This is a genomic window from Neolewinella litorea, assembly GCF_004803465.1.
Lineage (GTDB): Bacteria > Bacteroidota > Bacteroidia > Chitinophagales > Saprospiraceae > Neolewinella > Neolewinella litorea.
In genome coordinates, this window is record NZ_SRSF01000004.1 from 151717 (window position 1) to 164756 (window position 13040).

Consider the following 13040-nt stretch of genomic DNA (forward strand, 5'->3'; position numbering starts at 1 on the left):
TTTATAATTTGAGCGCGCCCAACCGATAAAGCCATGGTAGACCAGATTGACATTACCCGCGTCCTCTTTCTCGACATCGAGACCGTAAGCGGAGCCCCGGATTACGACGCTCTCGACGAGAACTTCCGAAAACTCTGGTCGTATAAGGCCCCTTCCGCCCTGAAGCGCTACGGTGAGGAGTTGACCCCGGAGGAGGTCGCCGAAGCCTACAACGATAAGGCCGGCATCTTTGCCGAATTTGGCAAGATCGTCTGTATCAGCGTCGGGGCCGTGTACCGCGACCGCGACAAGCAACTGAAGATCCGGCTCAAGTCCTTCGCCCACCGCGATGAGGCTACCCTGCTGCGGGAGTTTAGCGAAATGATCGACCAGTACTACGGCGACATCAACAAGTACTACATCTGCGGGCACAACATCAAGGAATTCGACGTGCCCTACATGTGCCGCCGCATCGTGATCAACCAGTTGCCCATGCCCGTTCTGCTCGACATTTCTGGGAAGAAGCCGTGGGAGACCAAGCACCTGGTGGACACCATGGAATTGTGGAAATTCGGCGACCGCAAGTCCTACGTCTCCCTCAAGCTGTTGGCCGCCGTGCTGGGATTCCCCAGCCCGAAGGACGATATCGACGGCAGCGATGTGGGTCGGGTATTCTGGGCGGAAGACGACGTAGAGCGTATCGCCGTGTACTGTGAGAAGGACGTACTGGCCACCGCCCAGCTGTTCCTGAAATACCAGCGCAAGCCCGTATTCGCCGACGATCAGGTCATTTTCGTGGAGCGGTAGCCGGCCGTGAATCAGAAAGGGTAGCCCAGGCCCAGCTGGAAGGTGATGTCACTGAACCTGAAGGAGCCGAAATCCCGCCAGTAGGCGGTTTCCGGGTAGCTGATGGGTTCCCGCGGAGAGATCGGCTCCCCGTCCCCCATCTGGGGGTAATTGTACCGCAGCGGCAGGGCCAGGTCAAGCCGGAAGATGAAGTAACTCAGGTCGATCCGTATCCCCGCTCCCCCGGCCACGGCCAGTTGCCGGTAAAAGGGTTGGTGGTAGAACGGGTCGGAGCCCTCCTCCCGCCGGATGCGTCCCTGAAACAGGAACTGGGAGCCCGGCCGGTCGGGGTCCTCCTCCACGGTCCACACATTGCCAATGTCGGTAAACACGGCACCCCGCACGAAGGAAAACAGGTTGAAACGGTATTCCAGGTTGAGTTCCAGCTGCAGGTCGCCCGTCTGGTACAGCCGCAGGTTGTTGTTGAAGGTGCCGTCGGCCGGATCGATGCTCAGGGGATCGACGTAGCCGCCGGGACCGAGGCCGCGCGGGGCCCACGCCCGCATGGAATTGGCACCGCCGGCGAAAAACTGCTTTACGTATGGCACCTCCTGATCCACTACCATCGGCCGGCCAATGCCGAACAACAGGCGTGAGGCGAAGCTGCGCAGCGGACTGAACTGCTTGTAGTAGCGTACGTCGGCCACCGCCAGTGCGTACTGGGCGAAGTGGTCCCGCGGGTCGAGATTGTTGAAGAACTGTCGTGCGAGGTAGACTTCCCCGCCCGTCAGCTCAAACTGCCCGTTGAGGTTCATCGACCGCCCGTGCCGGTCCGGCCGCCCCACGCGGGAATACTCCAGGTTACGAAAGAGGGCACTGAAGAAGTACTGGTCGCTGATGCTGCGGCGCAGCCGCTGGTTGTTCTGCAGGATCTCCTCAAACTGCGGTTCGATGGTGAAATTCAGGATGTCGACCGCCGCGTGGTTGATCCGGTAGCTAGTCTGGGCGGACCGCCGGAAATCGTAGCCCAGCCGGGCATTGGCGGTGGTGTAGGCGTAGAAGGTGCGGATGAGCAGGTACTCGTAGGCCATGCTGTACCGGGTGCTGGCCCGTTCGCGCAGTTGCTGGTAGAAGTTGCCGGAGAGTATACCCGTCCGGTTGGCCAGCCGGTAAAAGCCGAAATCCTTGAAGCGCGGGAGGTTCAGCGACACTTCCGCGGCCAGGTCGATGGTGTTGAAGAATTGTGCCGCGCTGTCGGAGCTCGGGTTGATCTCCACCCCCGCCCGCAGGGCCACGCTTAACAGCTCGGCGCCCCCGAAGACGTTCCGGTTGCGGAAGTTGGGGCTGACACTCACCCCGATCAGGTTGTTGTTGAAGGCGGTGTTTTGGTCGGTGTCCGTATTGACCAGCTGGCTGCGGTTGGTGTAGTTGAGGTCGAGGTCTACGCCTACGGACATGCGTTTGTCCGGGCTAAGCTGGATCCGGTAGTTGAGTACGTCCGGCTGGTTGGGATCCACCACCTGGTTGATGCGCACGAAGCGGTAGATGCCCAGGCCGCCCAGGGAAAGGTTCGTCTTTTCGTAAGCCTCCCGGCTGTAGGTGCTGTCGGTGTGGAGGAAGATGTTCTGGGCCAGCAATTCCGGCCGCATCCGGAAGCGGGGGGTGGGGGAGAGGAAGCGAATGCCATCGACCACGGTATCCCCCGGGTAGGCAGCCCCCGCGGCGTCGAGGGCGGGGGAGTAGTCGGTGATCACCGTCACTTCCCCGATGCGGTACTTGCGGTAGGCCTCCTCCTGCTCCGGGGGCAGGATGCTCAGGTAGATGTTGGCGTAGCCTTCACGCTGGCTGGTGTCAATCTCGAGTTTGTCAAAGTAATTGCCCGAGAAGTAGGCGTAGCCCTCGTCGCGCAGGTACCGGCTGATGCGCGCTTTCTCCTCGTCGAAGGCATTGAGATTGAGGGGGGTATTGGGTTGTAGGGGACTGTCTTCCTTGAGCACCTGCAACAGGCTGTCGATCTCGGGTGCCGGACTGGAATACTGTACGCTGTCGATGTAAAATCGGGTGCCGGGCTCCACGTGGTAAATCAGATTGACCTTCTTCCGTTTCCGCCGGTCGGGTTCGTGGTAGGCGGTGGCGTTGAAGTAGCCGCGGTAGCGCAGGAAATCCTCCATGAGCTCGGCCGACCGCCGCGCCAGACTATCGCTGTACAGCACCGGCGGCTGACCGATGGTGTTGCGCAGGAAACGGTCGATCCGGGTGGTATCGCGGGGCTTGCTGTTGGCGAGGTAGAAGTGCTCGCGCGGGAAGAGGAACAGGAAGTTGCCGTTAGGCTTTTGCTGGGCCAGCAGCGACAATTCGTAGTTCACTTCCCCGCGGTTTTCCAGCTTGCTGCCCTTGCGGATGGCTACCCGCTGGGCGGTGAGCAGCTCGGCGTCTTCAGCGAGGTATTTCGTAACATTGCAGGACGTCAGCAGCACGGCCGCCGTCAGGACCGGACCCAGGCGGCGCAGACCCCCAGCCAGTATGCCCATCAGCTCCGGTACCATCAAGTTCATAAGCAGCCTACGTCAGAAAAAAGTCAGGCAAAATTACCACAAATTCACCGCCGAGGGTGGGCGCATCGTCGGGGAGCTCCTCCGGCAGGAGCGCTACCGGGTGGATCACGTCTACGCGCTGGAAAGCTGGGTCCATAACGTAGATCCCAAATCCAATGTTCCTCTCACGCAAGTTAGTCCGCGGGAGCTGAGCCGCATGAGTCAGCTCACCACCCCCAACCAGGTGCTGGCGGTGGTCGACATCCCCGCCGGCCCGGACCCCCTCCCCGACGACCTCGATACCGGCTGGTCGTTGTACCTCGACGGACTACAGTCGCCCAGCAATCTCGGGGCCCTCCTGCGCATCGCCGACTGGTTCGGATTCAGCAACGTCTTTGGCGGGCCGGGTACGGCCGATCTCTACAATGCCAAGAGCATCCAGGCCAGTATGGGTTCATTCCTCCGCGTCGACTACCGGGAAATGACATTAGAGGCTATCACCGCTCCTTTCCCGGGGCTTACGGTGTTCGGCGCCGACCTGGTCGGGGAAAACGTACACCGCATTGACCCTCCCGGTGCCGGACTGCTCGTCATCGGGGCGGAAGGACCGGGCATCCGGGAAGAAACGCGGGAAAGGATAAACCGCTGGCTCACCATCCCGCAGGCACCGGGCCGTTCCGCCGAAAGCCTCAACGCGGCCGTAGCGGCGGGTATCCTGTGCAGCGCCTTGCGTCGATAGATAAATGCCAAAAAAGGCCGCGCCCGGCGGTGAGCCGGGCGCGGCAGGGTCTACTTTCTGGAATGTATCGAACGGACCACCTATTCGTAGCCCGTCAAATCTTGAAACACGTACCGTGTACCGGGAGGGCGGTACCGCGGGTGCTATGTTTGCCTCCCGGGCCGGGTTAAGGTGGCCGGGAGCCAGTGGTGACCTGGGGGTAACCCGACAAATCGCCGTTTGGTTTATATGTCGATGCGATTGGTTGATCAGTTACAATACAAGCGAGTCGCTCCGCCCGGCGTCGGCGGGGGGTGACGGATCTAGGGGCCGTAGGCCAACGTTTCCTACTTCCCCTTGCCCTGAATGAGCACCAGCAGGGTGTAGAACAGGATCTTGAAGTCGAGGCCAAGGGACCGGTTTTCGATGTACAGGATATCAAACTTCAGCCGCTGCACCATCTCCTCCACGTTGGAGGCGTAGCCGTACTTCACTTGCCCCCAACTTGTTATACCGGGCCGAACCCGTAGCAAATGGCGGTAGTGCGGTGCCTGGGCACTGATCAGGTCGATGTAATACTGCCGTTCCGGCCGCGGCCCGACCAGCGACATCTCGCCGATGAGCACGTTCCAGAACTGGGGCAGCTCGTCCAGCCGCCACTTTCGCATGGTGGCACCCCAGGGGGTACAGCGTTCGTCGTCGTCGCGGCTCAGCTGAGGACCAAGGTTCTCGGCGTCCTGGTACATGGAACGGAACTTGATAATGTGAAACGGCGTACCGTTTTGCCCAATCCGCTCCTGGGTGTAGAGGATGGGACCGGGCGAGGACATCCGTACGCGCAGCGCCACGTAGAGATACAGTGGTGATAGAAGTACCAGCAGGGCGATGGAACAGACTACGTCCAGAAGCCGCTTCGTGATACGCTGCCAGCGCGGCATGAGGTTCTGCCGGATCTCGATCAGCACGACTCCGAAGACGTGGTTCATCTTCACGGTGCCGAGCATGATGTCGTACATATCCGGAATGATCTTCACCAACACCTGCCGTTCGTATTCCCCCAGCACCCCCAACAATTCCCGCAGGCGGCTGTGCTGACTGGTATCGATAGCGATGATCACTTCCTCGACGTTGCGCTCCTCGATGATCCTTCCTAGGTCGTCGAGACCCCCCAGGCGGGGAAGTTGTTCCTCCAGCTGTGGTGTGGATTTCCGACGTCCGTCGACGAAGCCAATGAAGCGGTAGCCGAGTCCTTTCGGTCGCCCCACGATGTCTTGATACAACGATACGGCCCGCTCCCCGCCGCCGACGAGCAGGGTGTTGAAAGCTACTTCGCCCGCCTTGAGGCGACGGCTGGCCCGCGTAAGCAGGAACATGCGAACGAAGGCGGTAAGAAAGAAGTGGTAGGCCAGGTAGACCGGCAAGCCGCGGTAAGGAGGCTGGTACAGGGTTGCCGGATCATCCGCCGGCAGCAGGAAGAAGAGGAGCAATACGCCGCCCACCGAAAGGGCCAGGGTCTGGACCAGGGTGGTCAATCGGCTCAGCCGGTAAATGTCGCGGTACTGGTCGAACAGGGCGTAGAGCAGCAACCACGCCACGGCAATTAGCGCTCCGAGCCCGACGGTGGCGTAGATGGCGTCGGATGCCCGGGCGGCGGAAAACAGGGACCACCCCAGCCAGGCCGCGGCAAAATCGCCCGCCACATACACGTACCGGTGCCGCAGCCGCCGCCCGGCGGTGTCGGGCTGTAGATCACGTGCTTGCTGCAGAGGAGGCGTCATCGGGGGGGAAGGTACAGGAGTTTGATATTGTCAAGATACAGGGTACCCCGGGTCAACTCCGCCCCGAGCAGGGTGGAGAACGCGACGCGTACCTCGGGCAGGTCCGCCGCTCCGACCACCGAACTGAGATTGAAGTAAATCTTGGTCCACTCCGCCCTGGGTAGAAAACCGGGGTCAAAGACCCGAACCGGCAACCCGCCCTCCTGGCCGATCACGCCGAAGACCGTCGGCGCATCGCTGCGGAAGTCCACCTCCAGCCAGACATTGATCGGCAGTTCATTCAGTCCGCCGTAAGCGCGATCGGTGGCGATCTCCACCAAGCGGTTGCTGTCGGTGAGATATACGGCACCCGCGGCCGCGCCACTACGAACCACTTCCGTTTGCACGACCAGGCCCTCCGTACCCGACAAACGGTCCGTGAACACCCGCGCAGTCTCCGGCTCAAAGCCCTCCACGAACCCGAAAACCGTCTCGGGGCGATAGGCTATCGGAAGGATGCCCAGTGCCACCGAAGCGTTGCTGTTGAGGTCCAGATTGTGGAGCGACGGGGTGTAGAAGGGGTAAATATCGGGCGTAACGCTGCGGCCGTCCTGGCGAATACCGGCCTCCAGCCGCAGGGATACGGGTCCCAGGCGGTAAACGGGGATGCGTGCCGGGAGGGGGAATACCCCCAGGAATTCATCGTCGGCGAAGGCCCAGACTTCGGTGATGGCCGTGGTGGGTGCGCCCTGCCCTTCCGTTACGGTGAGCGCGAAGCCGTCGACCGTCACCACGGCGGGGGCTACCTCGATATCGGCGGGGCAGGAGGTAAGGCCCAGAACGGGCAGCAGCAGGACAAGCAGGCGAAGCATGGCGATCAGGCTAGGGGGTCGGGCAGCCGCGACTGGTTATCGGCCACTGCCTCGGCAATGCGCTGGGCGAGGGCGAGGGCGCGGTACCCATCTTCAATACTGACGGCCGCGGGTTGCTCATCGCGGATACTGTAGGCCAGGCTTTCGAGTTCCATCTGAATGGCGTTGACCGGTCCGCTGGCGGGTTGGTCGACGTGGATGATACGGGGGCCGCGCGGGGTTTCGAGTGGAAACTGCTGCCCCCGGTCGGGAAGGTCGGTGGCGTCGGCGTCAAAGAGGCGGACCACCTGGCTTTCCTTTTCCAGGAGGTCGAGGCTGATGTAGGCGTCGCGTTGGAAGAGCCGCACCTTGCGCATATTCTTGAGGCTTACCCGCGACGCGGTTAGGTTGGCCACCGCGCCGTTGCGGAACTCCAGCCGCGCGTTCACGATATCGGGGGTGTTGCTCAGTACGGCGACGCCGCTGGCCCGTACTTCGGCTACCTCATCGTTGGCCAGTTTCAGTACGATGTCGAGATCGTGGATCATCAGATCCAGGATGACGCTCACGTCGGTGCCGCGGGGGTTGAACATGGCCAGGCGGTGGGCTTCGATAAAGTAGGGCTGCACCTTGACATCGCCTAGGGCGAGGAGGGCGGGGTTGAAGCGCTCTACGTGCCCTACCTGTACCAGCTTTCCGGTCTGTTTGCTGAGTTCGATCAGTTGTTCGGCTTCGTCGAGGGTCTCGGTGAGGGGCTTCTCCACAAAGACGTGGCACCCGCCCTCGAGCGCGGCCTTCACGACCGCGAAGTGGGTAGATGTTGGCGTGACCACGTCGACCACCTCCGCTGCATCGATCAGTTCCTCGAGGTTTGCGAACGATTTGACCCCGAACTCCTCGGCCACGCGGCCGGCCAGTTCCTGGTCGGTGTCGTAAATGCCGACCAGTTCGTAGACCTCCCGGGCCAGGCGAATGCACTTGAGGTGGATTTTGCCGAGGTGACCGACACCGATGAGTCCGATTTTGAGCATGTTGAGGGCTTAGGCCACAAAGCTACTCCGCGGCGGGGAAAGCGGTTTCAGGCCGGGCAAAGTGTTAAAACGAGTGTATTTCAAAAACTTTAACATTCAAAAGCCGCCCCACACATTTACGAATCTCTGTTTTGGAGCGTACAATTAAATTCGGTGAGCGGGGGCTCCGGGGTCAGAAGTAAGGCGGGGGGTAATAAGGGCCGAACCTGTGTCGGAAGGTAATTTGGTAGACCAAATCCAGCCTCCGAACAGCGCACGTCAACAACTTGTTAAAAAAGTAACAGTCGGACCCGCGCCCTTGATTGGCGTGGACTAACCGTCCTAGATTTGCATTCACAGCTAACGGGTTATGGCCCGCTGGTAAGTGAGTATCGGGACGGAATAGGTCCCCCCGAAGCCCCGCTATTTGCACGTAGCGGGTGCCATTTTTTCACGAAATAATCCTTAATGAGCAAGCTCCAAAAGGGGCTGTGCCAGGTATTGCTTATGCTCCTGGTTACGGTTCCTACCCTAGCTCACGCCACTTTATTCACCCCCACAAACAACACCCGAGCGCGTTCACAGATGGTGAATCGCGTACAACGGCTGAACCTTCCCCTAAAGGTAGAAGCCGCCGATGATTTTACCAAGCGTAAGATCGCTGATTATCTGGAGTTAGGCGGCCGCAGCACCGAGAAGATGCTCGGGCGCGCCAACCAGTACTTCCCGGTCTTCGAGTACTATCTGCGCAAGCACGATATGCCCGCCACCCTGAAGTACCTCGCCGTAGCCGAATCGATGCTGGTACCGGGGGCCGTTTCCTCCATGAGTGCCGCCGGCCTCTGGCAACTGATGCCCGCCACCGCCCGCGAGATGGGCCTGCGGGTCGACGGCGTGATCGACGAGCGCCTCGATCTCTACCGCAGCACCGAAGCCGCCGTGGTGATGCTCAAGACCCTCCACGCTGAATTCAACGACTGGCACCTCGCCCTGGCTGCGTACAATTGCGGTTCCGGTCGGGTACGACAGGCCATCCGTTCGGCCGGCAGCCAACGGTACAAGCTCGTCGAGCGCCACCTCCCCAGCGAAACCCAGCGTTACGTAGCCGCCTACGTGGCCGCCGCCTACGCCGTGAATTACTACGAAGAGCACGGATTGGTCCCCCACGAAATGGAAACGACCGACTACGTATTCGTACACCGCCGCATGACGCTTGCCAAGATCGCCCGCGAATGCGACCTGCGAATCTCTACCCTGCGCCGGTTGAACCCGAACTTTGTCCAGGCCTACATCCCGGGTAGTGTCGAAGGCTATCGCCTGCGCATACCTGCTCACAAGAAGCACACCGTACAGCAGTTCCTCTGGGGCCGCCCGAACCTGGTCGAGCTCCCGCTGGACGAGAACCTTGACGTGGCCGACGCCACCGCGACACTCCTGGGGTACGACCCCTACCTGACGCTACTGGGCGCCCGTGCCGAAACCCTGATTTACGAGCGGCCGGTCTGGAATTTCGTGCAGCAGCGCGAATCGATGCTGCTCAACTTCTTCCACAACTACCGGGCCGTAGCCAGCCTATAGGTATTGTTTCTTGATGCGGTCCATCTGCCGCTTGTTTTCGCGTTGGCGGATGGTATCGCGCTTGTCGTAGACTTTCTTGCCCTGCACCAGCACGACTTCCACCTTGGCAAGCCCGCGCTCGTTGATGTACAGCCGGTAGGGAATGATGGTGAATCCCTTTTCCTTCACCTTCTTCTCCCACTTGCGCAGCTCCTGCCGCTTGAGCAGCAACTTCCGCGGGCGGCGTTCCTCGTGGTTGAACTGGTTGCCTTCCTTGTACTCACCGATGTACAGGGAGCGCAGGATCATTTCGCCGCGGTCGAAGACGCAGTAACCGTCGCGCAGGTTGACGTGCCCGGCCCGGATGCTCTTGATCTCGGTGCCGGTCAGTTTAATCCCCGCCTCCACGGTTTCCAGGAATTCGTACTCGAATCTCGCTTTGCGGTTGACGAACTCCTTTTCCTTTGTTTTCTTAGCCATAGCTGGGATATAATACGTCTGCCCCGGTAAAAGTTGCCCTACCGATCTTGCGCCCAATATCGGACACGCTCGCGAGGTGGATGACCCGCCCCGACCGCTGCGATACAAGCCACATTGTCCCTGGCTCAAACCGCCATTTCCAGTTCGGCTACCGGGCACGCTTCCTTCAGCAGCGTGCGCGGGGTGACGCCCGTGAAGGCGCGGAACTCACGAATCAGGTGCGCCGCGTCGGCGTAACCGTGACTGAAGGCTACGGCAGACAGCGGGACCCAACCGTGCCGCTCCAAAAAGCGGAAGGTCTGTTCAAAGCGGAAAAACCGCAGGTATACCTTCGGCGATACACCCAGTCGTTTTTGAAAAATGCGCTGCAGCTGACGGCGACTGATCCCCACCGCCATACTCAGCCGGTGAACGCTGCGGGCGGCGGGTGCCCGGTTATGGATGAGGGCTATGGCCCGGTGGAAGGGACGGTCGCGGGCGACGGGCAGGGAACGGCGCCACTGCGCCAGGCCGGAGAGAATGAATTGCCGAGTCCCGGGCTGCTCGGCGTGCCGAAGCAGTCCGATAGCGGTCCCAATGAAGGTAGATTTCAGCGTGGACATTCCGGCTGATTTGGCGCGTGATAAGGTGAGGATAGGTTTCCCCTTTCAAGTTAGGCCCGGCCGATACACGCTGCATTGATAAAATGCGACCCTTTCCGTTAAATTCCGGGACGGCGGGGGGGGGGTGGCGACCTTTCTCGCCCCAGGTGCCAAAAGGAAAGGCCCCGTCGGGTCATGACGGAGCCTCTCAATGTAGGTATAAACACTACGCGCCGTTGGAAACGGCCGTTTCAGCTTTGGAAATCGCTACTATAAGAGCCGGAGCAGACTTATATGTTTACTTCGAGCCGGGATTTGAGCCCAGGTTGTTGATTAAAAAGTTGGTCATCTTGGTATACAGGTGCAGCCGGGTGGGGCCACCGTAGATACCGTGGTTCCGGTTGGGGTAAAAGTAGGTCTCAAACTGCTTATTATTCATGATCAGTGCGTTGGCCATTTCGGCCGTGTGTTGGAAATGAACGTTGTCGTCGCCCATTCCGTGTACGAGCAGCAGGTCGCCCTTCAATTGGTCGGCGTAGTGGATGGGGCTGTTGCGGTCGTAACCCTCCTTGTTTTCGGCGTAGGTACGCATATAACGTTCTGTATAGATGGTATCGTACCACTTCCAGTTCGTCACCGGGGCTACGGCAATGGCCGCGGAGAAAACATCATTCCCTTGCAGGATGGCGTGAAGCGCCATGAAGCCGCCGTAGCTCCATCCGAAGATGCCGATGCGATCGGCGTCGATGTAGTCCAGGCCGCCCAGGTACCTGGCCGCGCTGATCTGATCCTCGGTCTCCTGCTTACCAAGTGTAAGGTAGGTCTGTTTCTTAAGTTCCTGTCCGCGGGCGCCCGTGCCGCGGTTGTCGACCACGGCCACTACGAAGCCTTTCTGGGCCAGCAGTTGGAACCACGCCATATTCTGTCCGCGCCAGTTATCGAGTACCTGTTGGCTGCCGGGGCCGCCGTAGACGTGCATCAGCAACGGGTGCTCGACGTTGCTGCTGAAGTTTCCGGGCTTGATCATGTACCCGTTCAATTCCGTACCCTCTTCGGTGGTGAAGGTGAAGAACTCCGCAGGCTGGTAGCCGTAGTCCTGTATTTTCCGGGCCAGTTCCTGGTTGCTGACGATCTCCCGAATTTCAGTGCCGCTCTCGTCCACGACCACCACCCGGGCGGGTTGGTTGATGGTGGAGTTTGTAAGCACGAAGTAGTCGTAGTCGCCGGAGAATTGGGCTTCATTGTACCCGCGCGCCGCCGCAATTGGTCGGGGCAGGTCCTTTCCACGCAGGCTCTTGATGTATACCTCCCGCTGCATGGGATCGCGCCCGGCCGCCTGGAAGTAGATCTGGCCGTCGTTTACCCCGTAGAATTCCGTCACGTCGTAGCGGTCGGTGGTCAGTTGCTGGGGCTGCCCGCCATCCATATCGTAGAGGTAAATTTGGTTGAAGCCGTCCTGCTCACTCGTCCAGATGAACCCACCGTCGAGGAAGGTGAGGTTGTCGTGCACGTCGACGTAGTAGGGGTTTTCTTCCCGCAACAGCGTACGTTGGCTGTTGCCCTCCAGGTCGAAGAGCAGGAGTTCCAGTTCATTCTGGTGGCGGTTCATGCGCTGGGCGGTGAGTGCCCCGGCGTCGTTGGTCCACTGAACACGGGGGAGGTAGTGCCACGCGCCGCTGTTTTCGCCGTTCACGGTCAGCAGATCGGTGGTTAGTTGCTGGTCGAGGTGGTAGACGTGCAGACTTACGGTACTGTTCTCCTCGCCGACCTTGGGGTACTTGAAGGTGTTGTACTCGGGGTACATACCGTTATGGAAGTCGGTGTAGGTGAACTCCGGGACGGCCCGTTCATCAAATTTCAGGAAGGCCAGTCGCTGGCCGTCGGGGCTCCAATAGAGGGCCTTGCTGAAGCCGAATTCCTCTTCGTAGACCCAGTCGGTGGCGCCATTGATGATGGCGTTGACCGCACCGTCTTCGGTTACCTGCGTCAGGTCACCGGATGACAGCTCCTTGATAAATACATTGTTGTTGACCACGAAGGCCACGCGCTGCCCGGTAGGGTCGAGCGTCGCCAGGCGAATCTTGGCCTCGGGGTACACGGACGTCAAGGTCCCGGAGGCGACGTCGTACACGAAGTAGTTGGACTGCGAACTGCGCCGGAACAGTTGCTCGGTATCGCTGCTGAGCAGGAGTTTGCGCTCGTCTTCGCTGAACGCATAACTGCTGATGGTGCCGCTGAAGCCGCCCGATCTGTCCAGTTCACTGCCGTCGACCAATGTATCCGTAGCCTCGCCGGTGGTGATGTCGTAAGTAACTACGGCATTCCCCTCCAGTTCCGCGTAGGAACCGCCGTCTTGCAGAAAATTGAAGCCACTAACGCCGTCAGGTGTGAAAATGTACGACGACCAGATATCCTCGAGAGAAATGGCTTGTTGCTGAGCCGTAACGGGCAGGGAGACCCCCAAAAGGAGGTAAAATAAAATTCGCATTGGTCTAATTTGGGGCGATAAATCTACCAAGAAACAATTGATGCGGGCGGAGGTTGTGTTGCCCTCACCCCTCTGAGCGTAGCAAGGGCCAGACGGCAAACCCAAAGACCCAAAGGCCCGAAACACAAAACCCCACCTCCAAAAAGGAAGCGGGGTTTGCAACTTGCTGTGCGCCTCAGAAAGGGCTCGAACCTTTGACCTACGGATTAACAGTCCGCCGCTCTAACCAACTGAGCTACTGAGGCGGGGCGCTTAAGCGGACGCAAATTTACGTGGTCCGGGTTTATTTTGCAATCTTT

The 13040-nt window shown here is 59.9% G+C and carries 10 protein-coding genes and 1 tRNA gene; 3 read left to right on the forward strand and 8 right to left on the reverse strand.

From position 1 onward, the window contains the following. Positions 1–33 precede the first annotated feature (33 nt). Positions 34–786 (forward strand): ribonuclease H-like domain-containing protein, encoded by a 753-nt coding sequence (locus E4021_RS11380; protein WP_136459483.1) that lies wholly within the window; start codon positions 34–36, stop codon positions 784–786. An 11-nt stretch (positions 787–797) separates the two neighbouring features. Here E4021_RS11380 and tamL read toward each other — a convergent pair whose 3' ends face one another. Continuing rightward, positions 798–3320, reverse strand: coding sequence for a translocation and assembly module lipoprotein TamL (gene tamL, locus E4021_RS11385; RefSeq protein WP_168797571.1), 2523 nt, complete (start codon positions 3318–3320; stop codon positions 798–800). On the opposite strand from tamL, the gene E4021_RS11390 reads away from it, so the two are divergent. Next, positions 3289–4038: a TrmH family RNA methyltransferase gene (locus E4021_RS11390; protein ID WP_168797572.1), complete on the forward strand. Its 750-nt coding sequence runs from the start codon at positions 3289–3291 to the stop codon at positions 4036–4038. The two genes, tamL and E4021_RS11390, sit on opposite strands and share 32 nt — an antisense overlap. A 326-nt stretch (positions 4039–4364) precedes the next feature. Here E4021_RS11390 and E4021_RS11395 read toward each other — a convergent pair whose 3' ends face one another. The 3 genes from E4021_RS11395 to E4021_RS11405 are packed head-to-tail and all read right to left on the reverse strand — an operon-like array spanning position 4365 to position 7656. Continuing rightward, on the reverse strand, positions 4365–5795 hold the full coding sequence (locus tag E4021_RS11395; protein ID WP_168797573.1) for a sugar transferase: 1431 nt from the start codon (positions 5793–5795) through the stop codon (positions 4365–4367). Then, positions 5792–6646, reverse strand: coding sequence for a hypothetical protein (locus E4021_RS11400; protein ID WP_136459486.1), 855 nt, complete (start codon positions 6644–6646; stop codon positions 5792–5794). The genes E4021_RS11395 and E4021_RS11400 overlap by 4 nt, the downstream gene beginning before the upstream one ends. Before the next feature lie 5 nt (positions 6647–6651). Continuing rightward, a complete protein-coding gene (locus tag E4021_RS11405; protein ID WP_136459487.1) occupies positions 6652–7656 on the reverse strand; it encodes a Gfo/Idh/MocA family oxidoreductase in 1005 nt (334 codons plus the stop codon). A 447-nt stretch (positions 7657–8103) separates the two neighbouring features. On the opposite strand from E4021_RS11405, the gene E4021_RS11410 reads away from it, so the two are divergent. After that, positions 8104–9213, forward strand: a complete 1110-nt coding sequence (locus tag E4021_RS11410) for a lytic transglycosylase domain-containing protein (RefSeq protein ID WP_136459488.1) — start codon at positions 8104–8106, stop codon at positions 9211–9213. Here the strand turns inward: E4021_RS11410 and smpB are convergent. The 4 genes from smpB to E4021_RS11430 all read right to left on the reverse strand — a co-directional run bounded on the left by smpB (position 9208) and on the right by E4021_RS11430 (position 12986). Further along, entirely contained in the window at positions 9208–9672 is a 465-nt protein-coding gene (gene smpB, locus E4021_RS11415; RefSeq protein ID WP_136459489.1) for an SsrA-binding protein SmpB, read from the reverse strand. The genes E4021_RS11410 and smpB overlap by 6 nt on opposite strands. A 125-nt stretch (positions 9673–9797) precedes the next feature. After that, positions 9798–10274: a helix-turn-helix domain-containing protein gene (locus E4021_RS11420; protein WP_136459490.1), complete on the reverse strand. Its 477-nt coding sequence runs from the start codon at positions 10272–10274 to the stop codon at positions 9798–9800. A 277-nt stretch (positions 10275–10551) separates the two neighbouring features. Continuing rightward, positions 10552–12741 carry a S9 family peptidase gene (locus E4021_RS11425; protein WP_136459491.1) on the reverse strand — a complete coding sequence of 730 codons (2190 nt, stop codon included), beginning with the start codon at positions 12739–12741 and terminating at the stop codon, positions 10552–10554. Between the two features lie 171 nt (positions 12742–12912). After that, positions 12913–12986, reverse strand: a tRNA-Asn gene (locus E4021_RS11430). Positions 12987–13040: the final 54 nt, after the last annotated feature.